This is a genomic window from Nonomuraea sp. NPDC049607 (assembly GCF_040675375.1).
Lineage (GTDB): Bacteria > Actinomycetota > Actinomycetes > Streptosporangiales > Streptosporangiaceae > Nonomuraea.
In genome coordinates this window covers 84,717-104,658 of the sequence record NZ_JBFAOV010000002.1, presented here as the reverse complement: position 1 = coordinate 104,658, position 19,942 = coordinate 84,717, and the positions used below count along the sequence as shown (strand labels likewise).

The window sequence follows — 19,942 nt, the reverse complement described above, 5'->3', positions numbered from 1 at the left end:
CTGATACTGACAGTCTCTCAAAGTGGGGCTTCTATGAGAGTAATCGTGGCGGGAGCCGGGGTCGCGGGGCTCGCGGCGGCGCGCGGCCTGCTGAACGCCGGTCATGACGTCGAGGTGTACGAGAAGGCGCCCGAGCAGCGCACGGCGGGCGGCTCGGTCACCCTGTGGCCCGGTAGCACGGCCATCCTCGACGAGCTCGGCGTCGGGCACGCGGACGTCGGATGGCGGCTGGAGACGATGGAGTCGTGGGCCGACGACGGCCGCCGGCTGTTCACCATCGACCTCACCGCCGCCGAGCGGCGCTACGGGTGTCCGTGCGTCCACGTGGCCCGGCGTGAGCTGGTCGAGGCGTTGTGCGAGGGTGTGCCCGTCGTCTACGGCGCGGGCGTCGAGCACGCCGAGCCCGAGCGGGCCGAGGCGCGGCTGTCCGACGGCCGCGTCGTACGCGGCGACCTGCTGGTGGGGGCCGACGGCCGCAGGTCGGCGGTGCGCCGCGCCCTGTGGGGGGACGATCCGGCCACGCTGAGCGGCTGGGTCACCTGGCAGGGGTTCACCACCGCGCCGACGTCGCTGACCGGGGCTCGCCGGGCGGTGATGATCGCCGGACGGCGGGAGCTGTGCGGGCTGATCCCGGCGGGCGAGGGCAGGCTGCTGTGGTGGTTCGACGTCCAGGCGTCGCCCGGCGGGCCGTTCTGGGGGGACGACCCCGACATCGTGCCGCGCCTGCGCGAGCGGTTCGGCGGCTGGGCCGACCCGGTGCCCACGGTGCTGGAGACGATGAAGGAGATCGACTTCTTCCCGCACCACCGGCACACGATCCCCCGGGTGTGGGGCAGGGGTCCGACCACGCTGGCCGGGGACGCGGCCCACACCATGCCGCCCACCATGGCCCAGGGCGCCAACCAGGCGCTGGAGGACGCCTGGCTGCTGACCCGCTCGGCCGGAGGCGACCTGCGCGCGTACGAGCGGGCCAGGGCGCGGATCGCGCGGCGGCCCGCCATGATCGCCGGGACCGAGGTGACGAACCGGCAGCGCTCGTTCGCCGGACTGCTCCCCGACCGGATGGCGACCTGGGTGCACACGGAGTCGCTGCGCAGGTTCAGCTCCTACCTCTTGACAGCCTTGTGAAAGCCGCCGGACGATGTCGCATATAGAGCAACTCGGTGCGTAATACGCAACAAGGGGTGTCGGTTGACCACCACGTCGAGCTTGATCTCCACGCTTCCCGGCCGCTCCTACACCGATCCCGACCTGTTCGCCGAGGAGCAGGCCAAGATCTTCGAGTCCATGTGGTTCTGCGCCGTCCGGGCCGGCGACCTGCCCGGCCCCGGCGCGTTCCGGACCGTCCAGGTGGGCGGGGAGAGCGTGATCGTGGTCCGCGGGCGCGACGGGCTGCTGCGCGCCTTCCTCAACGTCTGCCGCCACCGCGGGGCGCGGCTGTGCATGGAGGAGCAGGGCGAGGTCAGACGGACGATCAGGTGCGCCTACCACGCCTGGTCCTACGACCTGGACGGCCGCCTCGCCGCCGCCCCCAACCTGGCGAGGATGCCCGACGTCGACCGCGTCGAGTACGGCCTGGTCCCGGTGGCCCTGCGCGAATGGCTCGGCTACGCCTGGGTGTGCCTGGCCGACGAGCCGCCCTCCTTCGAGGACACCGTCACGTACGCGGCCACCGAGCGCCTCGGCGACCCCGCCGCGATCGAGAACTACCACGTCGACCGGCTCGCCCTGGGCCGCCGCCTCGTCTACGACGTCAAGGCCAACTGGAAGCTCGTCGTCGAGAACTTCATGGAGTGCTACCACTGCGCCACGATCCACCCCGAGCTGGTGGCCGTGCTGCCCGAGTTCGCCGGCGGGTACGCCGCCCAGTACTACGTGGGCCACGGCGCCGAGTTCGCGCCGCGTGTCGAGGGCTTCACCGTGGACGGCGGCGCGGGCTTCGGCCGCCTCCCCGACGTGGCGCCGGAGCAGGACCGCCGCTACTACGCGATCACCGTCAAGCCGCAGGTGTTCGTCAACCTGGTGCCCGACCACGTGATCCTGCACCGGATGTTCCCCATGGCCGCCGACCGCACGGTCGTCGAGTGCGACTGGCTCTACCACCCGGACGTGGTGGCCTCCGGGGCCGACCTGTCGCCGTCGGTCGAGCTGTTCCACCGGGTCAACGAGCAGGACTTCGACGCCTGCGAGCGGACCCAGCTCGGCATGGGGTCACGCGCCTACCGGGCGGGCGGCGTGCTGGTGCCGAGCGAGCACCACATCTCGGCCTTCCATCAGTGGGTGAACCAGCGTTTGCGCGGATAGCGCACCCGCAGGCCGCCGTACTTGGCCCGGCCGCCGACCACCAGGTAGAGCACGCCGGGCCGCCGCCTGCCGGGCACGTCGGTGACGACGGTCTGCCCCCAGTCGGTGCGGAAGGCGTCCACGTTCACGACGGCGCCCTCGGGAACGACGATCTTGGCGGAGCCGTACGTGAGGTCGAGTTCGAGGTCGACGACCGGGTGGGGGATGACGGCCTGGGACAGGTCGAGATCGACGCTGCCGTACCTGGAGGCGATCCGCAGCCGCCGGGGGACGGCCCAGTCGCCCGAGCGGCGCACGTGGCCGCTCTTGGACTCCAGCTCGACCACGTCGTCGGCCGGTGCCGTCCCGGCGGGCAGATCGGTGATCAGGCCGAGCAGGTCGCCATAGGTCTTGGAGGTGAACGCGAGTTCAAGCCGGTCTTCGAGCTCGGGACGCGTCAGGCGGCCTTCGGCGAACGCCTGCTGGAGCTGCCCTGCCGTGCGCTCCCGGTCCTCGTCGGAGACCCGCATCTGCATTTCCGACATGTCCCGAGCATAGGTTCGCGGCGATCAGAACGGGAGGCGTCGCCCTGAAGGGGTCCGCAGATCGAGGTGGGAGTACCGGCGCCCCCTCAGGGGCCTGCGTACGAGCTGAAGTCTCTTCACACCCGACAAATACCCATTTGATTGTCTTGGAGTCCTCATGCGCAGGTACCGTGATGCCTGATGTCGGCGGACCTCTTCGTGCATCCGGCCCTCTTCTACCGAGGTGACCCGGAATATGTGGCTGCCACCACGGATTTCGTGCGCGAGGGGCTGGCCGCAGGCGAGCCCGTCGCGGTGGCCGTGCCCGCCGCGAATCTGGCCAGGATCGAGGCCGGGCTCGGCGCCGACGCCTCCCGGGTGACCCTGATCGACATGGGCGTGGCGGGCCGCAACCCGGGGCGCATCATCCCCGCCGTGCTGCGGGCCGTCGCCGACCGGCATCCCGGCCAGCACGTGCGGATCATCGGCGAGCCCGTCTGGCCCGGTCGCTCGGGCACCGAATACCCGGCCTGCGCCCAGCACGAGGCGCTGATCAATCTGTCGTTCGCGGGCCGGCACGTCACGATCCTGTGCCCGTACGACCTGGAGGGGCTGACGCCCGAGGTGCTGCGCGAGGCCGAGCGCACCCATCCCGTGCTGCGCGACGCCACAGGTGAGCGGGCCAGCCCCCGCTACGCGCCCGATCTGGTCGTCGCCCGGCACAACCGGCCCTTCGACGAGCCGGCGGCGTGCGTCTCCCTGCGTTTCGACCGCACCGACCTGGCCGCGGCCCGCAACCTCGCGGGCGAGCAGGCCAGTGCGGCGGGCTTCGGGGACGACCGGCTCGACGACATCCGCCTCGTGGTGGCCGAACTCGGCGCGAACAGCCTCGACCACGGCGGCGGCTCCGGCCTGGTCAGGATCTGGACCGAGGACGCGCGGCTGGTCTGCGAGGTCGCCGACCGCGGTCACATCGCCGATCCGCTGGCCGGACGCGTCCCCGTCGAGGCGCAGCGCTCCGGCTCGCGCGGCCTGCTCATCGTCAACCTGCTCAGCGATCTCGTACGCGTCCACACCCGCCCCGGCGCGACCGCGGTCCGCGCCTACTTCGACCTGCCGGACGTCCTGGTGTAGACATCGGAGGATGATCCGGCTCCGGCCCATGCGGGCACGCGACGCGGGCGAGTCCCATCGCACCGCCACCAACCTCGAACTCTTCTTCGACCTGTGCTTCGTCGTCGCGGTCTCCTTCGCCGGCTCCCAGCTCCACCACGCGCTCAGCGAAGGGCACCTGGCCCAGGGCGTCCTCGGCTACCTGACCACGTTCTTCGCCATCTGGTGGGCGTGGATGAACCACACCTGGTTCGCCTCCGCCTACGACAACGACGACTGGCTGTTCCGGCTGACCACGCTCGTGCAGATGTCGGGCGTGCTGGTGCTGGCCGCCGGGGTGCCCAGGGCGTTCCAGGACCACGACTTCCGCGTCGTCTACGCCGGATACCTGATCATGCGCCTGGCCATGGCCGCCCACTGGCTGCGCGCGGCCTGCGGCGACCCGGCGGGACGGCGTACGGCCGTGCGGTACGCCGTCGGCATCTGCCTCGCGCAGGCCGGCTGGATCCCGCTGCTGGTCGTGCCGGGGGAGTGGTACCTGGCGGCGTTCGCGTTCGGCGTCGTCCTGGAGCTCTCGGTGCCCGTATGGGCCGAGCGCGGCAGTCCGACCGCCTGGCACCCGCACCACATCGCCGAGCGGTACGGCTCGTTCACGATCATCATGATGGGCGAGAACGTGCTGGCCGCCACGGTGGCCTTCCAGGGCGAGGCGCGCGGCGGCGGCCTGCGGCCCGAGCTGATCGTGCTGGCCCTGGGCGCGCTGGTGATCGCGTTCGCCATGTGGTGGCTCTACTTCGACCCGCCGACCGCCGACATCCTCGACTCCACCAGGCGCGCCATCCTGTGGGGGTACGGCCACTACGCCGTCTTCGCGGCCGTCGGGGCCTTCAGCGCCGGGGTCGAGGTGGCCATCGACTTCGAGTCGGGCACGGCCCACCTGTCCGGCACGGGCGCGGCGCTGGCCGTCTCGGTGCCCGTCGCGGTGTTCCTGTTCATGGTCTGGCTGCTGCACGTGCGGCCCCACCGCTACGGCGCGGCCGACAGCGCGGCCTTCCTGGGGGCGGCCGTGCTGGTGCTGTTGTCGGCGCTGACGCCGACGCCGGTCCCGCTGATCGCCGTCGTGCTGGTCGCGCTGGTGATCGTGACCGGTGTGACCAGGCGCGAGGCCCGGCGCCCGGCCTCCGGCGCGCTCGGCTAGCGGGCGGGAGGACGCCCGTTCACACCCGGCCCTTGTAGACGTCGATCTTCAGGTCGAGGACCTTGATGTCCTTGCTCAGCTCGGCGATCCTGGCCTGGACGCGCTCGCGGTGCAGCTCCAGCATGGCCAGGCGCTCGGGGGAGGTGTGCTCGCCCATGCGGCGCAGCTCCGCGTAACGGCACATGTCGGCGATGGGCATGCCGGTGGTCCTGAGCTTGGTGAGGAAGTCCAGCCAGCGGAGATCCTCCTCCGCGTAGTCCCGGTGCCCGCTGAGGTTGCGGCCGACCGAGTGGATGAGCCCGATGCGCTCGTAGTAGCGCAAGGTGTGGGCGCTGAGGCCCGAACGCTGGGCGGCCTCTTGGATCGTCATGCGTACAGGTTCACCCTTTGAGTGCACTCGAAGTCAAATCGAGGGTGCCGCCGGCTGTAGCCACCCTGAGGGGGCAGGCCCTACTCAGGGTCATCTTCCCGCAGGTCGGAGGCTCGACCCTGAGGCCCCGCGACCAAGGTCTTAAGGGACGAGTCAGGGCCCGCTGGGGCTCATCTCCGATGTTGGCAAGGAGCGCATTCCGCGAGCTTTAAGGCATGAAGGGATTGCTTGCCAGCGGATTCACGGCGATCGGCACCGGGACCGGCGCCATGCTCACCTTGCACGCCGAAGCGGGCCTCGACCCGTTGCACAGCGTGATCAGCGAGTACGCCTTCCAGGCGTCCGGATGGTTGCTGCCGGCCTCGCTGACGCTGTTCGCCGTCGGGTCCGGGCTGATCGCCGAGGCGCTGCGCCGCTCCGGAGCGAACCGCTGGGTCGTCGCGCTGCTGCTGGCGTGGGGGGCGAGCATGTTCCTGATCGGGGCGTTCCCGACCGACCGTCCCGGGGTGCCGCTGTCGTTGTCCGGAGGCATCCACCGCTACGCCGCCTTCGCCGCCTTCCTGGTGATGCCCGCCGCGGGCTTCCTGCTGGCCAAGGCCAGGACCAGGTACGCCACGGCGATGCGGGTGCTGAGCGGCGTGGCCCTCGGCGCGCTGCTGCTGGTCGTGGTCCCGTACGTGGTGCGCATGTTCGGCATCCCCTTGAGCAACGACGACATCCCGGCGGGCCTGACGCAGCGGGTCGTGGTCGTGACCGAGATCGGGGTGCTGGCGCTGGCGGGCCTGTCGATGCTCAGGCCGGCGGCCCGGCGGGTGTCGGCCGTGCTGGCGTGACGCCTGGTTCGCGAGGGGCGGGATGATCTTCCCGCCCCTTTTCGCGTGAGAACGGTCCGCTCCTGGAAAGAGGAGAGGCATCTGACCTCGGGCAAGGAGCTGTGAACATGACCATTTTGATCGCCTATGACGGTTCGGACGACTCCAAGGCCGCCATCGCCTTCGCCGGACGAGCGGTGCAGGACAGGTCCGCCGTCGTGCTCACGGTGTGGGAGCGGCTGGCGATGACCTCGGCCCGCGCCTCGGCCGGGCTCATGATGACCCTCGACAACACCGCGGCCGAGGACGAGGCGATCGGCCAGGCGATGACCGAGCTGGCCGGACACGGCGCCGAGCTGGCCCGCGAGGCCGGCCTCGACGCGACACCGCGGTGCGACCTGGACTCGGTGGCGGTGTGGTCGACCATCGTGGACGTGGCCGACGAGATCGACGCCACCCTCATCGTCACCGGGACACGGGGACTGGGCGGAGTGCGGTCGTTGCTGCTCGGCAGCACCTCGGACCGCGTCCTGCACCACGCCCGCCGTCCCGTGCTGGTGGTCCCGGGCCCCGAGGCGACCTCCTGACGGCCCCGGGGACGGGAACGCCGGGAACGTACGGCAGAGTGGGCCCCCTCGGGATCCCCTGACCGGCGACCCCCGACGCGGGCGCGGGCCCGGAGGAAGGGGCGGCATGGCTGACGGCCTGGCACGGCGGCTGGGCACCGGCGACGCGGTCGTGGTCGGGCTGAGCGCGATGATCGGCGCGGGCGTGTTCGCCGCCTTCGCCCCGGCCGCCGCCGCGGCGGGAGGCAAGCTGCTCGCCGCCCTCGCGCTCGCCGCCGTCGTGGCCTACTGCAACGCCACGTCCTCGGCTCGGCTGGCCGCGCTCTACCCCGAGTCCGGTGGCACCTACGTCTACGGCAGGCGACGGCTCGGCCCGCTGTGGGGCTACCTGGCGGGCTGGGGCTTCACCGTCGGCAAGACGGCCTCGTGCGCCGCGATGGCGCTCACCTTCGGCTCGTACGTCGCCCCCGGCGCGGCCCGGCCCCTGGCCGTCGCGGCGGTCGTCGCGATCACCCTTCTCAACCTCTACGGCGTCCAGCGCTCGGCCGCGGTCGCCCGGGTGATCGTCGTGCTCGTGCTCGCCGTGCTGGCGGCGGTGATCGTCGCCGGGCTGACAGGGGAGCGGCCGCCTGTGACGCCCGAGGCCGCGCTGTCCGGGGCCGGCCTGTGGGGGGTGCTTCAGGGCGCCGGGCTGCTGTTCTTCGCGTTCGCCGGATACGCCAGGATCGCCACGCTGGGGGAGGAGGTGCGCGATCCGGCCCGTGCCATCCCGCGGGCGATCGGCATCGCCCTGGGCGTCACGCTCGTCGTCTACACGCTGGTGGCGGTGGCCGCCCTGCGCACGCTCGGGGCGTCCGGGCTGGCCGGGTCGGCGGCGCCGCTGGCCGACGTCGCACGGCGGGGCGGGGCCGAGTGGCTGGTCCCGGTCGTGGGGGCAGGGGCGGCGGTGGCCTCGCTCGGGGCGCTGCTCGCGCTGCTGCTCGGCGTCTCGCGCACCGTGCTGGCGATGGCCAGGGAGCGCGACCTGCCGGGCGTGCTGGCCGCGGTCGATCCGCAGCGGCGGGTCCCGCGCCGGGCCGAGGCGGCAGTGGGGGCCGCGGTGGTCGTGCTGCTGCTGGTGGCCGACCTGCGCGGCGCGATCGGGTTCTCCTCGTTCGGGGTGCTGGTCTACTACGCGATCGCCAACGCCGGCGCGCTGACGCTCTCGCGGGCCGAGGGCGCGCCGGTCAAGGCCGTGCCGGCGCTCGGGCTGGTCCTGTGCCTGGTGCTGGCGTTCACGTTGCCGCTCGCGTCCGTGCTCGCGGGCGTGGCGGTCTTCGCCGTGGGGCTGGTCGCGTGGGCCGTACGCCATCGCTCGTGATCGTGCCTCGACCGGCTCGCGGGCGTAGACTGGCCGCGAATCCCTTCGGTGATGGCCCGGGCGTGCCGACGAAAGCGCCCTCCTCGTGAACGTCCGCGTAAGGAACCTCCTCCCGGCCGCATGAGCGGCATCCGGGTGCGCACCTCCGGAGAGCTCCGGGCCCAGCGGCGGCGCAGGCCGCCCCGATGCCTCGGCCACCTCACCGTCGCCCCACTGTGGCCCATGCACGGCGTCAACCTCGGCACCCTGCTGCGCACCTGCGACGCGGCCGGCGCCTGCATGGCCGTGCCGCGCCTGCCGTGGGTCCCCGAGGCGCTGGCCAGGGGGAACACGCTGCGGGCCGGGGCGTGCGTGCACTGGGTGAAACCGCTGCCCTGGCTGGCCTCCCGGCGCGAGCGCGTGCTGGGCGTCGAGCTGGCCGAGAACGCCATCAGGCTGGCCGACCTGCCCATGGCCCGCGAGCCCACCGTCGTCGTGCTCGGTCATGAGGCCACCGGCATCCCCGGCGAGGCGCTCGACCTGCTCGACGCCGTGGTCGAGATCCCGATGATCGGCACCGGGGCCAGCCTCAACGTGGCGGTGGCCGGGTCGCTGGTGCTTTACAAGCTCGCCGGGCTCGCCTGAGAACGGTACGATGCCGAACATGACGATCAGCGCGGTGATGATGACCCCGTAGGGGGTTTCACCGACGACGACCTGTTGAGGCCCTGCGACCCGGGGCCTCTCGTCGTGTCGGGGCCCCTTCGGGAGGCGACCGATGTACATCACGACGACCATCCCCTACGTCAACGCGCGACCGCACCTCGGGCACGCGCTGGAGCTCGTCCAGGCGGACGTGCTGGCCAGGCACCACCGGCGGCGCGGCGAACCCGTGCGGTTCCAGACCGGGACCGACGACAACTCGCTGAAGAACGTGCTGGCCGCCGAGGCCGAAGGAGTGCCGGTACGGGAGTTCGTGGACCGCAACGCGGCCGCCTTCCAAGAGCTGCGGGAACCGCTGGACCTGTCCTTCGACGCGTTCGTCAGGACGAGCAGCCATCCCGGGCACCGCGCCGGCGTCGAACGCATCTGGAAGGCCGTCGAAGGCGACCTCTACCAGCGGCACTACGAAGGGCTCTACTGCGTGGGCTGCGAGCAGTTCTACCCGGAGGGCCCCTGCGCGGAAGGGCACGAGGCGCCCCTGCAGGCGGTGTCGGAGCGGAACTGGTTCTTCCGGCTCTCCCGCTACCAGGACGCCCTGCTCGACCTCATCCGCGGCGGTGACCTGCGCATCGAGCCGGCGGCCCGGCGCAACGAGGTGCTGGCGTTCGTCGAGGCGGGGCTGGCCGACATCAGCGTCTCGCGGTCGGCGGCGCGCGCCCGCGGCTGGGGCATCCCCGTGCCGGGCGATCCCAGCCAGGTCGTGTACGTGTGGTGGGACGCCCTCGCCACTACGTCACCGCCCTGGAGGGCTCGGACTACGAGCGCTGGTGGGTGGCCGAGCCGGACAAGGTGCACCTGGTCGGGAAGGGGGTGATCCGCTTCCACGCGGTCTACTGGCCGGCGATGCTGCTGGCCGCCGGGCAGCCGCCGCCCTCGCAGATCTTCGTGCACGACTACCTCACGGCGAACGGCCGCAAGATCAGCAAGTCGTCCGGGACGGCCGCCGACCCGGTGGCCCTGGTGGACGCGTACGGCGTGGACGCGGTGCGGTGGTGGCTGCTGCGCGAGGTGCCGCGCGTGGGCGACGCCGACTTCACCGAGGAACGCCTGGTCGCCAGGGCCGACGAGGACCTGGCCAACGGCGTGGGCAACCTGGTCAACCGGGTGGTCACCATGGTCCACCGGTTCCTGGACGGGAACGTGCCGGAGGTGCGCGAGGAGTTCGGGCCGGGCGACGTGCACGGCGCGCTGGGGGACTTCGACTTCCGCCGGGCCGCCGGAGCGGTGTGGCGGCTGGTCGAGGAGGCGAACAGGTACGTCGAACGCGTCCGGCCGTGGAAGCAGCCCCCGGCCGAGCGGGAGGCGTCGCTGGGCGTGCTGGTAGGGGCGTGCCGGACGCTGGCCGACCAGCTGGAGCCCTTCCTGCCGACGGCGGCGGCGCGGGTGGCGGCGGCGGTGGCGGGGGAGCGGTTGCCACGGCCGGAGCCGCTGTTCCCGCGCCTGACCCGATGAGTCCTGACATGTACGGACGCGTCCACCCCCGGTGCGGACGTGCCGACCCGGGGATGGTTGACGGTGCGGCAGGGGCGGCCTACGGTGGGCCCACTTACTGACCAGTTGGTATGGAGGTCCCATGCCCACCGTCGAGACCGTCCGCGGCCCGATCGACGTCGAGGAGCTCGGTCAGACGCTGATGCACGAGCACGTCTTCGTCGTGGCCGCCGAGCACGTGGACAACTACGGCAAAGGCGCCTGGTGGGACGAGGAGTTCCGGGTCGCCGACGCGATCTCGAAGCTCAACGCGGTGGCGGCCAAGGGCGTGCGGACGATCGTCGACCCGACGGTGTGGGGCCTGGGCCGCCACATCCCGCGCATCCAGCGCGTGGCCGCCGGGGTGCCCGGACTCAACATCGTCGTCGCCACCGGCCTCTACGCCTTCGAGGAACTGCCCCACCAGTACGAGCACCGCGGCCCCGGCCTGTTCCTCGACATGCCGGACCCGATGATCGACGACTTCGTCCGGGACCTCACCGAGGGCATCGCCGACACCGGGGTCAAGGCCGCGTTGCTCAAGTGCGTGGTGGAGCACAAGGGCCTGACGCCCGGCGTCGAGCGCATCTGCCGGGCCGTCGCGCGGGCCCACGTACGGACCGGGGCGCCGATCACCGTACACACGAACTCCTTCACCCAGAGCGGTCTGCTCGCGCTCGACCTGTTCGCCAAGGAAGGGGTGAACCTGGAGAAGGTGGTCATCGGGCACGCGGGCGACAGCAACGACCTCGACTACCTGATGCGCCTGGCCGACACCGGCGCGACGCTGGGGATGGACCGGTTCGGTCTCGACGCCTACAACTCGACCGAGCAGCGCGTGGCCACGGTCGCCGCCCTCTGCGGACGCGGATACGCCGACCGCATGGTCCTCAGCCACGACGCCGCCTGCTTCATGGACTACTTCGGCGGCGCATGGGACGAGGCCAGAAGCACGCTCGCGCCGAACTGGCGCTACGATCACATTCACGATGACGTTCTGGCCGCACTGCTCGACTCCGGTGTCACCGACGACCAGATTGAGCAGATGCTGGTGTTCAACCCAAGGCGTTACTTCTCGTAAAGTGGTCGAGAAGTAACGACAAGTGGGAAAGCGACGCAGGTAGGTGGAGCTGGGTGACTTCGGAGCAGGCTTTGTCGATCAGCCTCGGACTCCAGGGCCCCTGCGTCATCGCGCGGCTGACTGGAGATTTCGACTTCGGGTCCGCGGCCGAGGTGCGCGACCGTGTCACCAAGGCGCTCGACCTCACCCAGCCGCCGCTCCTCGTCATCGACATGCAGGCCGTCAGCGTCTGCGACTCCTCCGGCCTGTCCGTGCTGGTCTACCTGCACAAGGCCGTCACCGCCTCCGGCGGCAAGCTGCTGCTGTCCGGTCTCAACGGCCGGTGCAAGCACCTGTTCGCGATCACCGCGCTGGACAAGTTCTTCGACATCCGCAGCACGGCCGAACTCGCCATCGCGGAACTCAACGAAGCCGGGAATTCGCCGCCGTTCACCGGGTAGTTGCCGGTACATGTCGGCCGCAGAGCCCGATCCGCTCGGCATGTACCTGAAGCAGATCGGCAAGAACCCCCTCCTCTCCGCCGCGGACGAAGTCGACCTCGCCCGCCGCATCGAGGCCGGCCTGTACGCGGGCCACCTCATCGGGCGCGGCGACGGCACCCCCGAGCTCGAACACCTCGTACGCGACGGGCGGCGTGCCAAGGACGAGCTGATCAGGTCCAACCTCCGCCTGGTCGTCGCCGCCGCCAAGCGTTACGCCTTCCGCGGGCTGCCGCTGCTCGACGTCATCCAGGAGGGCAACCTCGGGCTGATCAGGGCCGTGGAGAAGTTCGACTACACCCGCGGGTACAAGTTCTCGACGTACGGGATGTGGTGGATCCGCCAGGCCATCGAACGCGGCATCCACGACAAGAGCCGCACCGTACGGCTGCCCATCCGCGTGGGCGAGGAGCTGTCGCGGCTGCTCAGGGTCGAGCGGCAGCTCGCCGCCGACCTGGGCCGCGACCCGACGGACGGCGAGCTCGCCCGGTCGGCCGCGCTGCCCTCCGGCCAGGTCGCCGCGTTACGCGGCCTCGGCCAGGACGTGGTCAGCCTGGACCTCCCGGTCGGGGAGTCCGGCGAGAGCCGCATCGCCGATCTGATCGCCGACGAGGACGGCATGGGGGTGCAGGACGTCGCCGAACACCGTGCCATGAGCGCCGACGTCCGGGAGGTGGTCACGTCGCTGCCGCCGCGCGAGGCGTTCGTCATCAAGCTCCGGTACGGCCTCACCGGGCAGAAGGCACAGAGCCACAGCGAGATCGCGGACCGTCTCGGGCTGACCAGGGAACGCGTCAGGCAGCTGGAGAAGCAGGCGCTCAAACGGCTCCGCCAGGACGGCCCCCTGCCGGCCTGGGCATCCTGACTCCCGGCCGCGCCTCAGGCAGCGGACGAGGGCCGAGCCTGCGCCCGGCCCCCGTCACTCCTCGGGTCCTGGGTCAGGCGGTGACGAGGAGCGCGACCCCGATCAGCACCGCAACCGGGACGAGCCACATGACGGCCTCGACAGCGAACTCCTTGTACATCGCGCAAGTCTCCCTCGAAACGCCCAAGTGGGGCACTGCTAAACGTCACTGCGCAGCATAGCCGCCCCCACCCCCATCGCGGTCCACCCACTTCCGGCAAGGCCCACCCCTCGGTCACGCGTTCGCTGCACGGGCCCTCGTCACAGCTGTCGGCGGGCGATGCGCTTCCCGAGTCCTGCCAGGGACTCGTCCGCCATCAGGGCGGGCAGACGCGGGGCGTCCAGGTCGATCTGGTGCAGGACGGCGGGATGGCCGCCGTTGAAGCGGCTCCACGCCCGGACCACCTCCGGCATCGCGGCCACCGCCGGGTCCGACAGGATGGCCTCCCGCGGCAGCCACGACGTCAGGAACTGGCTCACCCGGGCCGGACTCCACCACAGCGGACGCCCGCCCACGAACTCCACGAGCTTCTCGAACGCCTCCCGCGCCCCCGGCACGTCGGGCAGGTCGTGGAAGTCGGCCATCGTCCCGTCGGGTGCCTGCCGGACGAGCCCCGGCACGGCGAGGGCCCGCGCGACGGCCAGCGGACGGACGGCGGCCAGCGTGTCGGCCACCTGAGCCCCCATGATCCGGTCGCCCAGCTCGAACCCGTCCAGCACCCGCCCGGCCACCACCCCGGGCTCGGCCGGGCTCAGGCCCAGATCGTCGAGGAACTTGACCTCCTCGACGACGGCGTCGACGGCGAGGCCGCCGTTGGGCTGGTCGATGCCGACGACGAGGAGGTGCGGCTCCTTGCCGTTCCCGTACCGGAACGACAGGACGGCCAAGGTCTGCTCGCCGTACGGGTCGGCCTTGCCGTACCAGGCTCCTTCGCAGGTCACCTGGCCCATACGGCCTACCCAGCCGGGCAGTACGAGATCGGCGTACGTCGTCCCGGGAACCTCCACCCCGAGAATCCGCAGCGGTCCCTCATCCGATTCCGGCTCCTGCCCCTCGGACGCCCCGAGAGCTTCCCGGTCCTGTGTGCCGGGGGCTCCTGGCTCCGAGTCCCGCCGGTCTCCGTCCGGTACGTGCTGATCGGCCGTCGGGTCAGCCGGCTCGTCGTCGGCGTCCGGGAGGGGGTGCGTCCCCGTCCAACCGGTCCTGTCGATCGCGGCCAGGGCGGCGAGGGTGAGGCGCGACTCGGCGCTCCCGTCCTCGGCCAGCTCGCGCAGGAACGGCTCCACCTCGTCGGGCTCCAGACCGGCGGTGAGCCGGGCCGCCCAGAGCTCGGTCCGCAGCGGCGAACGCCAGCGAAGCAGGTCGCGGGCTTGGGCGACGGCCGCGGAAAACGCAGTTGTGCTCACCCCCCGACCGTACCGCCCCACCCACCGACACCCCCCACCCACCGACACCCCCCACCCACCGACACCCCCGCCCACCTCACCCCCGCCCACCTCACCCTCCGCTCAGGCCGGGCCGGCTCGCTTCGACCGGCTCCGCGCCTGGCGTGGCGGTGTCGTTGGTCGGCTCCACCGGCTGGTGGGGCGGTGTCGTTGGTCGGCTCCACCGGCTGGTGGGGCGGGTGGGGGTGGTCGGTCGGTGGTGGGGTGGTGCAGGGGACCACTTGTCGAGTGGCGGGCCAAGGGCGGCGTGTGGTTGGCACAGGCTGGATGGTGGGCCGTCATGGTGGGCGGCGTATGTCGGCGCAGGCTGGATGGTGGGCCGGTCAGGTGATGGTGGCCGGCCCACCGTCCAGTGGCTGGGTCAGCGGTTGTCGCCGCCGAGGCCCGCCTTGCGGAGGGCTTCGGCCATCGCGCCCATGGGAGCCGGACGGTCCTGGCGGCGCTGGCCGCCGCGCTGACCGTCGCCGCGGCCCTGACCACGACCGCCGTCGCCACGACCACCCTGACCGCGGCCACCGTCGCGGCCACCGTCACGACCGCCGTCACGACCGCCGTCGCGACCGCTGTCACCGCGAGCGCCGTCGCCCCGGCCACCGTCGCGGGCGCCGCCGTTGCGGCCGCCTTCGCCACGGGGGGCGGAGCCGTCACGGTTGCCGTTGCGACCGCCGCCGTCGCCGTTGCGGGCGCCCTCCGGGCGGGCGCCCTCCGGGCGGGCGCCCTCCGGGCGGGCGCCCTCCGGGCGGGCGCCCTCCGGGCGGGTGCCGGACTTGCGGGGCGGGCGGCCCTCCGCGGACGGCTGGGTGACGTCGTCCTCCAGGCGGAGGGTCAGGGAGATGCGCTTGCGCGGGATGTCGACGTCGAGCACCTTGACCCGGACGATGTCGCCGGGCTTGACCACGTCGCGCGGGTCCTTGACGAAGGTGCGGGACAGGGCCGACACGTGCGCCAGACCGTCCTGGTGGACGCCGATGTCGATGAACGCGCCGAAGGCGGCCACGTTGGTGACCACGCCCTCCAGGATCATCCCCGCCACCAGGTCGGAGATCTTCTCCACGCCCTCCTTGAAGGCGGCCGTCTTGAACGCCGGACGCGGGTCGCGACCCGGCTTCTCCAGCTCGCGCAGGATGTCGGTGACGGTCGGCAGGCCGAAGGTGTCGTCGATGAAGTCCTGCGGCCGGATCGTGTGCAGGGCCGAGGTGTTGCCGATCAGCGACTTGAGGTCGGTCTGGACCGAGCTCAGGATGCGCCGGACCACCGGGTACGCCTCGGGGTGCACGCTGGAGGCGTCGAGCGGGTCGTCGCCGTCCGGGATGCGCAGGAAGCCGGCGCACTGCTCGAACGCCTTGGGCCCGAGCCGCGAGACCTCCTTCAGCGCCGTGCGGGTACGGAACGGCCCGTTGGCGTCGCGGTGGCGCACGATGCCCTCGGCCAGCGTCGCGCCGATGCCCGACACCCGCGTGAGCAGGGGCGCGGACGCCGTGTTGACGTCGACCCCGACCGCGTTGACGCAGTCTTCGACGACGGCGTCGAGCGAGCGGGAGAGCTTGGACTCGGCCAGGTCGTGCTGGTACTGGCCGACGCCGATCGACTTGGGGTCGATCTTGACCAGCTCGGCCAGCGGGTCCTGGAGCCGGCGGGCGATGGAGACCGCGCCGCGCAGTGACACGTCGAGGTCGGGCAGCTCCTGGGAGGCGTAGGCCGAGGCCGAGTAGACCGAGGCGCCCGCCTCCGACACCACGATCTTGATGATCGACGGCATGAGCTTGACCAGGTCGCCGGCCAGCTTGTCGGTCTCGCGCGAGGCGGTGCCGTTGCCGATGGCGATGAGCTCGACGCCGTGCTTCTGGGCCAGCGCGCCGAGCACGGCCAGCGACTGGTCCCACTGGCGCTTGGGCTCGTGGGGGTAGATGGTGGCGGTCTCGACGACCTTGCCCGTGGCGTCGACCACGGCCACCTTCACGCCGGTGCGCAGGCCGGGGTCGAGGCCCATGGTCGCGCGGGTGCCGGCCGGGGCGGCGAGCAGCAGGTCGCGCAGGTTGGCGGCGAAGACCCGCACGGCCTCCTCCTCGGCCGCCTGCCACAGGCGCATCCGCAGGTCGATGCCGAGATGCACGAGGATGCGGGTGCGCCAGGCCCAGCGCACGGTCTCGGCCAGCCACGCGTCGGCCGGACGCCCCTTGTCGGAGATGCCGAACCGGGCGCCGATGCGCAGCTCGTAGTCGGCGGTCTCGCCGGGCTCCAGCACGACGTTGAGGACCTCCTCCTTCTCGCCCCTGAACATCGCCAGGACGCGGTGGGAGGGCAGCTTGGTGAACGGCTCGGTGAACTCGAAGTAGTCGGAGAACTTCGCCCCCGCCTCCTGCTTGCCCTCGCGCACCTTCGACACCAGCCGGCCGCGGCTCCACAGCCGCTCGCGCAGGTCGCCGATGAGGTCGGCGTCTTCGGCGAACCGCTCGATCAGGATCGCCCTGGCCCCTTCGAGGGCCGCGCCGGCGTCGGCCACGCCCTCGGTGACGAACTCCGCGGCGACCGTGGCCGGGTGGAGCGTGGGGTCGCCGAGCAGCTTCTCGGCCAGCGGCTCAAGGCCCAGCTCGCGGGCGATCTGCGCCTTGGTGCGCCGCTTGGGCTTGTAGGGCAGGTAGATGTCTTCGAGCCTGGCCTTGGTCTCGGCCGCCATGATCTGCGCGCGCAGGTCGTCGTCGAGCTTGCCCTGAGACTCGATCGACTCCAGGATCGCCGCCCGGCGCTCGTCGAGCTCGCGAAGGTAGCGCAGCCGTTCTTCGAGCGTGCGGAGCTGCGCGTCGTCGAGGGCGCCGGTGACCTCCTTGCGGTAGCGCGCGATGAACGGCACGGTGGCGCCGCCGTCGAGCAGATCGACCGCCGCCTGCACCTGCCCGTCGCGCACGTCGAGCTCTGCCGCGATCCGCTGGTGTATAGAGAGCACTTGCCTGCCTTTCGATGGTCCCGCCGGTCAATTGTGCAGGACTACGCCGTCCTTCATGACCAGAGTGCGCCGAGGGTGAACGACCACGGCCTCTCCGGGGCCGCTCGCGGGCACCACGACGAGGTCGGCCCGGTCGCCCGGAGCCAGGCCGTAGTCGGGCAGCCCGAGGGCCCGCGCGCCGCCCACGGTGGCCGCCTCCAGAGCGAGCTCGATGTCCTCGTCGCGGCGGAACGCGCTGCGGTAGGCGAGGTGCATCGCGCGCTCCAGCATGTCGCCCGAGCCGTAGGGGCCCCACAGGTCGCGGACGCCGTCGTGGCCGCAGGCGACGGTGACGCCCGCGGCGCGCAGCTTCTTGACCGGCGGCACCGGGTAGCTGTAGACGGCGGCGGTGGCGACGGCCACGCCCGCGTCGAGGAAGCCCTGGATCAGGCGGTCCTGGGCGGCGTCGCCGAGCTCGCCCAGCGCGTACGCGTGGCTGACCGTCACCCGGCCGCCGAGCCCCAGCGCCTTGGTGCGCTCGATGATCAGCTCCAGCTCCCAGCCGCCCAGCGAGCCTCCGTCGTGGAGGTGGATGTCGATGTGCGCGCCGAACCGGTCGGCCAGGCCGAAGATCAGGTCGAGGTGGCGCACCGGATCGCGGTCGACGCCGGCCGGATCGAGGCCGCCGACCGCCTCGACGCCGCTTCTGAGCGCCTCGGCCAGCAGGTCGGCGGTGCCGGGGTTGGTGAGCACGCCGTGTTGCGGGAAGGCGACCTGCCGCACGTCGACGGGGGAGCGGGCGGCGGCCTCGCGCACAGCCTCCACGCCCCGCAGGCCCACGGACGGGTCGATGTCGGTGTGGGTGCGCACGTGGGTGGTGCCGGCCTCGCTCATCCGGGCCAGCAGCGCGCCGGCGCGCTCGGCGCTCGGCACGCCCAGCTCGGCGCGGCGGCCCAGGTCGTTGGCGATGCGGCCGGCCAGCGAGTCGTCGGCGGAGTGAGGGATCCAGGGGCCGCCGTAGAGCGTCTTGTCGAGGTGGCAGTGGGCGTCGACGAGACCGGGCAGGACGAGCTGGCCGGTGACGTCGAGGACGAGGGCGCCGGGCGCGTGGAGGGACGCGCCCACCTGGTGGATGCGGCCGTCGCGGACGAGCAGGTCGGCGGGGAACGCGAGCCCCCAGGGCCGCCCGCCGCGGATCAGCACGTCGGTCATGGCAAGCACCCTAGAGGGCGGCACCGACGATTTCCGTGCCCCCCGGACGCGAGGGTTGTGAGTCGCCCCGGACGGCGGGCACGGCCTAGTCGGGACGGGTGGCGAAGAGTTCGAGGTGGTGGCAGGAACGGCAGCGGTAGGCGTCGATCTCCCACTTGGGACGGCCCATCAGCCGGGCCCCGCCCAGGATCCCGCGCCGCAAGGCCCCTTCGACCCAGCGGGCGTACCCCCGGGAGTGCTCACCCTGGTCCGCGACGAACCCGGGTTCGAGGCCCTCCTCGCCGCAGTGCGTGCACCGTAAGTTGTCCATGCCACAGAGCCTAGATCTCCGCGAGGTGCGCCACGTTGGCCACGTCGGCCGGATCGGTGCTGGGCCGGCCGCCGAACCAGGCGTCGAGGATCTCGCCGAGCACGACGTCGGAGGTCAGGCGGAGGCTGAGGGCCAGCACGTTGGCGTCGTTCCACTTGCGCGCCCCGTCGGCGGTGTAGGCGTCGACGCAGAGCGCGGCGCGCACGCCCGGCACCTTGTTGGCGGCGATCGAGGCGCCCGTGCCCGTCCAGCAGCAGACCACCGCCTGGTCGGCCCGGCCCTCGGCGACGTCTCTGGCGGCCAGTTCGCAGGCCCAGGCCCAGTCGTCGCGTTCGCCGTCGTCGAGTGCGCCGTGGGTCAGCACCTCGTGACCCCGCCCGCGCAGCTCGGACACCACGCGCCCGGCCACTCCGTCGTCGCTGTCCGCCGCCACCGAGATCCGCATGGGTTCATCTCTATCAGCAACGCGGTGGCGGGTGCGGGGATCGAACCCGCCTGGAGCGGCTTATGAAACCGCCGGGCACACCAGCGCCCCCACCCGCCTGGAACGAGCCGGGGGCCGCCGATCTCAACGGCGGGAACCCCCGGACGGGTGCGGGACGCGCATTCGCCGGATGACCATGGCACGAGCATGCCGCCCGGCCGACCGGCCCCGCAACGCGTTTTCAGGTGTACCGGGCGCGCATGCGCTCGCAGAAATCGTCAGACAGCTTCGTCATCAGCCTGGACAGCTCTTCCCGCTCCGACTCCGGCCAGTCGGCCAGCGCCTCCTCGAACCAGCCGGTGGTGATCCGGCGGCACCTGCCGGCCACCTCGGCCCCCTCCTCGGTGAGTGCGATGCGCCAGGCCCGCCGGTCGTCGGGGTCGCGTACGCGCTCGACCAGCCCGCGCTGCTCCAGAGCGGCGACGTGCCTGGTCACGTGCGGGCTCTCCACCTGCAGGCCCTCGGCGATCATGCCGATCCTGCGCGGCTCGCCCGCGTCCAGCAGGTAGACGATGATCTGCACATCGGGCCGGTCGAGCCGGATGCCGGCGGCCTCGGTGAGCCACTCGTGGGCCTTGGCGCGGTTGAGCGTGATGACCAGCCGGCGGAAGGCCGACACCGTCTTGTTGAGATCTTCGCCCATCTGTTTGCTTACCTAACTTACGTATGTATCATCGTTGCTCGGTTACTTACCTAAGTTATCTA

The 19,942-nt window shown here is 72.0% G+C and carries 21 protein-coding genes and 1 tRNA gene; 13 read left to right on the top strand and 9 right to left on the bottom strand.

Translation table 11 applies throughout. The features are described 5' to 3' along the window. Positions 1 to 33: 33 nt before the first annotated feature. Both AB0J97_RS04680 and AB0J97_RS04675 read left to right on the top strand, forming a co-directional pair. Positions 34 to 1,128, top strand: coding sequence for an NAD(P)/FAD-dependent oxidoreductase (locus AB0J97_RS04680; protein WP_364084492.1), 1,095 nt, complete (start codon positions 34 to 36; stop codon positions 1,126 to 1,128). A gap of 63 nt (positions 1,129 to 1,191) precedes the next feature. Beyond that, positions 1,192 to 2,304: an aromatic ring-hydroxylating dioxygenase subunit alpha gene (locus AB0J97_RS04675; protein WP_364084489.1), complete on the top strand. Its 1,113-nt coding sequence runs from the start codon at positions 1,192 to 1,194 to the stop codon at positions 2,302 to 2,304. Here the strand turns inward: AB0J97_RS04675 and AB0J97_RS04670 are convergent. Then, entirely contained in the window at positions 2,274 to 2,828 is a 555-nt protein-coding gene (locus tag AB0J97_RS04670) for a DUF1707 domain-containing protein (RefSeq protein ID WP_357699328.1), read from the bottom strand. The two genes, AB0J97_RS04675 and AB0J97_RS04670, sit on opposite strands and share 31 nt — an antisense overlap. Before the next feature lie 180 nt (positions 2,829 to 3,008). On the opposite strand from AB0J97_RS04670, the gene AB0J97_RS04665 reads away from it, so the two are divergent. Further along, the gene (locus tag AB0J97_RS04665) at positions 3,009 to 3,941 is read left to right on the top strand and encodes a sensor histidine kinase (protein ID WP_364084486.1); all 933 of its coding nucleotides are present in this window, start codon (positions 3,009 to 3,011) and stop codon (positions 3,939 to 3,941) included. Between the two features lie 10 nt (positions 3,942 to 3,951). Next, entirely contained in the window at positions 3,952 to 5,118 is a 1,167-nt protein-coding gene (locus AB0J97_RS04660) for a low temperature requirement protein A (protein ID WP_364084483.1), read from the top strand. Between the two features lie 19 nt (positions 5,119 to 5,137). Here AB0J97_RS04660 and AB0J97_RS04655 read toward each other — a convergent pair whose 3' ends face one another. Beyond that, positions 5,138 to 5,488: a MerR family transcriptional regulator gene (locus AB0J97_RS04655; protein WP_357699334.1), complete on the bottom strand. Its 351-nt coding sequence runs from the start codon at positions 5,486 to 5,488 to the stop codon at positions 5,138 to 5,140. Positions 5,489 to 5,703: 215 nt separating this feature from the next. On the opposite strand from AB0J97_RS04655, the gene AB0J97_RS04650 reads away from it, so the two are divergent. The 9 genes from AB0J97_RS04650 (at position 5,704) to AB0J97_RS04610 (ending at position 12,823) form a co-directional block, all read left to right on the top strand. Then, on the top strand, positions 5,704 to 6,321 hold the full coding sequence (locus AB0J97_RS04650) for a DUF998 domain-containing protein (RefSeq protein ID WP_364084479.1): 618 nt from the start codon (positions 5,704 to 5,706) through the stop codon (positions 6,319 to 6,321). Positions 6,322 to 6,428: 107 nt separating this feature from the next. Next, positions 6,429 to 6,887, top strand: coding sequence for a universal stress protein (locus AB0J97_RS04645; RefSeq protein ID WP_357699338.1), 459 nt, complete (start codon positions 6,429 to 6,431; stop codon positions 6,885 to 6,887). Positions 6,888 to 6,993: 106 nt separating this feature from the next. Next, positions 6,994 to 8,226, top strand: a complete 1,233-nt coding sequence (locus tag AB0J97_RS04640) for an APC family permease (RefSeq protein WP_364084474.1) — start codon at positions 6,994 to 6,996, stop codon at positions 8,224 to 8,226. Between the two features lie 120 nt (positions 8,227 to 8,346). Further along, a complete protein-coding gene (locus tag AB0J97_RS04635) occupies positions 8,347 to 8,850 on the top strand; it encodes a TrmH family RNA methyltransferase (protein WP_357699342.1) in 504 nt (167 codons plus the stop codon). Between the two features lie 133 nt (positions 8,851 to 8,983). Next, complete coding sequence (locus AB0J97_RS04630) at positions 8,984 to 9,742, top strand: class I tRNA ligase family protein (RefSeq protein WP_364084471.1); 759 nt, start codon at positions 8,984 to 8,986, stop codon at positions 9,740 to 9,742. Then, positions 9,640 to 10,380, top strand: a complete 741-nt coding sequence (locus AB0J97_RS04625; protein WP_364084468.1) for a class I tRNA ligase family protein — start codon at positions 9,640 to 9,642, stop codon at positions 10,378 to 10,380. Before AB0J97_RS04630 ends, AB0J97_RS04625 begins: the two co-directional genes overlap by 103 nt. Positions 10,381 to 10,501: 121 nt before the next feature. Continuing rightward, on the top strand, positions 10,502 to 11,479 hold the full coding sequence (locus AB0J97_RS04620; protein WP_364084465.1) for a phosphotriesterase-related protein: 978 nt from the start codon (positions 10,502 to 10,504) through the stop codon (positions 11,477 to 11,479). Positions 11,480 to 11,532: 53 nt separating this feature from the next. Further along, positions 11,533 to 11,919 (top strand): STAS domain-containing protein, encoded by a 387-nt coding sequence (locus AB0J97_RS04615; RefSeq protein ID WP_352327166.1) that lies wholly within the window; start codon positions 11,533 to 11,535, stop codon positions 11,917 to 11,919. A 10-nt stretch (positions 11,920 to 11,929) separates the two neighbouring features. Continuing rightward, positions 11,930 to 12,823, top strand: a complete 894-nt coding sequence (locus tag AB0J97_RS04610) for a sigma-70 family RNA polymerase sigma factor (protein WP_364084461.1) — start codon at positions 11,930 to 11,932, stop codon at positions 12,821 to 12,823. A gap of 300 nt (positions 12,824 to 13,123) precedes the next feature. Here AB0J97_RS04610 and AB0J97_RS04605 read toward each other — a convergent pair whose 3' ends face one another. The 7 genes from AB0J97_RS04605 to AB0J97_RS04575 all read right to left on the bottom strand — a co-directional run bounded on the left by AB0J97_RS04605 (position 13,124) and on the right by AB0J97_RS04575 (position 19,880). Then, positions 13,124 to 14,269, bottom strand: a complete 1,146-nt coding sequence (locus AB0J97_RS04605; RefSeq protein WP_364084458.1) for a hypothetical protein — start codon at positions 14,267 to 14,269, stop codon at positions 13,124 to 13,126. A 400-nt stretch (positions 14,270 to 14,669) separates the two neighbouring features. Beyond that, complete coding sequence (locus AB0J97_RS04600) at positions 14,670 to 17,252, bottom strand: Tex family protein (RefSeq protein WP_364084455.1); 2,583 nt, start codon at positions 17,250 to 17,252, stop codon at positions 14,670 to 14,672. Positions 17,253 to 17,279: 27 nt separating this feature from the next. Continuing rightward, entirely contained in the window at positions 17,280 to 18,443 is a 1,164-nt protein-coding gene (locus AB0J97_RS04595; RefSeq protein ID WP_364084448.1) for an amidohydrolase, read from the bottom strand. An 85-nt stretch (positions 18,444 to 18,528) separates the two neighbouring features. Then, complete coding sequence (locus AB0J97_RS04590; RefSeq protein WP_357699355.1) at positions 18,529 to 18,753, bottom strand: hypothetical protein; 225 nt, start codon at positions 18,751 to 18,753, stop codon at positions 18,529 to 18,531. A 10-nt stretch (positions 18,754 to 18,763) separates the two neighbouring features. After that, a complete protein-coding gene (locus tag AB0J97_RS04585; protein ID WP_357699356.1) occupies positions 18,764 to 19,198 on the bottom strand; it encodes an RpiB/LacA/LacB family sugar-phosphate isomerase in 435 nt (144 codons plus the stop codon). A 25-nt stretch (positions 19,199 to 19,223) separates the two neighbouring features. After that, positions 19,224 to 19,296 (bottom strand) — tRNA-Met (locus AB0J97_RS04580). A 122-nt stretch (positions 19,297 to 19,418) separates the two neighbouring features. Then, positions 19,419 to 19,880 carry a MarR family transcriptional regulator gene (locus AB0J97_RS04575; RefSeq protein ID WP_357699360.1) on the bottom strand — a complete coding sequence of 154 codons (462 nt, stop codon included), beginning with the start codon at positions 19,878 to 19,880 and terminating at the stop codon, positions 19,419 to 19,421. Positions 19,881 to 19,942: the final 62 nt, after the last annotated feature.

Bases quoted from the DNA above. Each gene is read 5' to 3' on its own strand.
- AB0J97_RS04660 (WP_364084483.1), top strand. From the start codon at position 3,952: ATGATCCGGCTCCGGCCCATGCGGGCACGCGACGCGGGCGAGTCCCAT.
- AB0J97_RS04610 (WP_364084461.1), top strand. From the start codon at position 11,930: ATGTCGGCCGCAGAGCCCGATCCGCTCGGCATGTACCTGAAGCAGATC.
- AB0J97_RS04575 (WP_357699360.1), bottom strand. From the start codon at position 19,880: ATGGGCGAAGATCTCAACAAGACGGTGTCGGCCTTCCGCCGGCTGGTC.
- AB0J97_RS04670 (WP_357699328.1), bottom strand. From the start codon at position 2,828: ATGTCGGAAATGCAGATGCGGGTCTCCGACGAGGACCGGGAGCGCACG.
- AB0J97_RS04635 (WP_357699342.1), top strand. From the start codon at position 8,347: ATGAGCGGCATCCGGGTGCGCACCTCCGGAGAGCTCCGGGCCCAGCGG.
- AB0J97_RS04640 (WP_364084474.1), top strand. From the start codon at position 6,994: ATGGCTGACGGCCTGGCACGGCGGCTGGGCACCGGCGACGCGGTCGTG.
- AB0J97_RS04650 (WP_364084479.1), top strand. From the start codon at position 5,704: ATGAAGGGATTGCTTGCCAGCGGATTCACGGCGATCGGCACCGGGACC.
- AB0J97_RS04630 (WP_364084471.1), top strand. From the start codon at position 8,984: ATGTACATCACGACGACCATCCCCTACGTCAACGCGCGACCGCACCTC.
- AB0J97_RS04645 (WP_357699338.1), top strand. From the start codon at position 6,429: ATGACCATTTTGATCGCCTATGACGGTTCGGACGACTCCAAGGCCGCC.
- AB0J97_RS04655 (WP_357699334.1), bottom strand. From the start codon at position 5,488: ATGACGATCCAAGAGGCCGCCCAGCGTTCGGGCCTCAGCGCCCACACC.
- AB0J97_RS04665 (WP_364084486.1), top strand. From the start codon at position 3,009: ATGTCGGCGGACCTCTTCGTGCATCCGGCCCTCTTCTACCGAGGTGAC.
- AB0J97_RS04590 (WP_357699355.1), bottom strand. From the start codon at position 18,753: ATGGACAACTTACGGTGCACGCACTGCGGCGAGGAGGGCCTCGAACCC.
- AB0J97_RS04680 (WP_364084492.1), top strand. From the start codon at position 34: ATGAGAGTAATCGTGGCGGGAGCCGGGGTCGCGGGGCTCGCGGCGGCG.
- AB0J97_RS04620 (WP_364084465.1), top strand. From the start codon at position 10,502: ATGCCCACCGTCGAGACCGTCCGCGGCCCGATCGACGTCGAGGAGCTC.
- AB0J97_RS04595 (WP_364084448.1), bottom strand. From the start codon at position 18,443: ATGACCGACGTGCTGATCCGCGGCGGGCGGCCCTGGGGGCTCGCGTTC.
- AB0J97_RS04585 (WP_357699356.1), bottom strand. From the start codon at position 19,198: ATGCGGATCTCGGTGGCGGCGGACAGCGACGACGGAGTGGCCGGGCGC.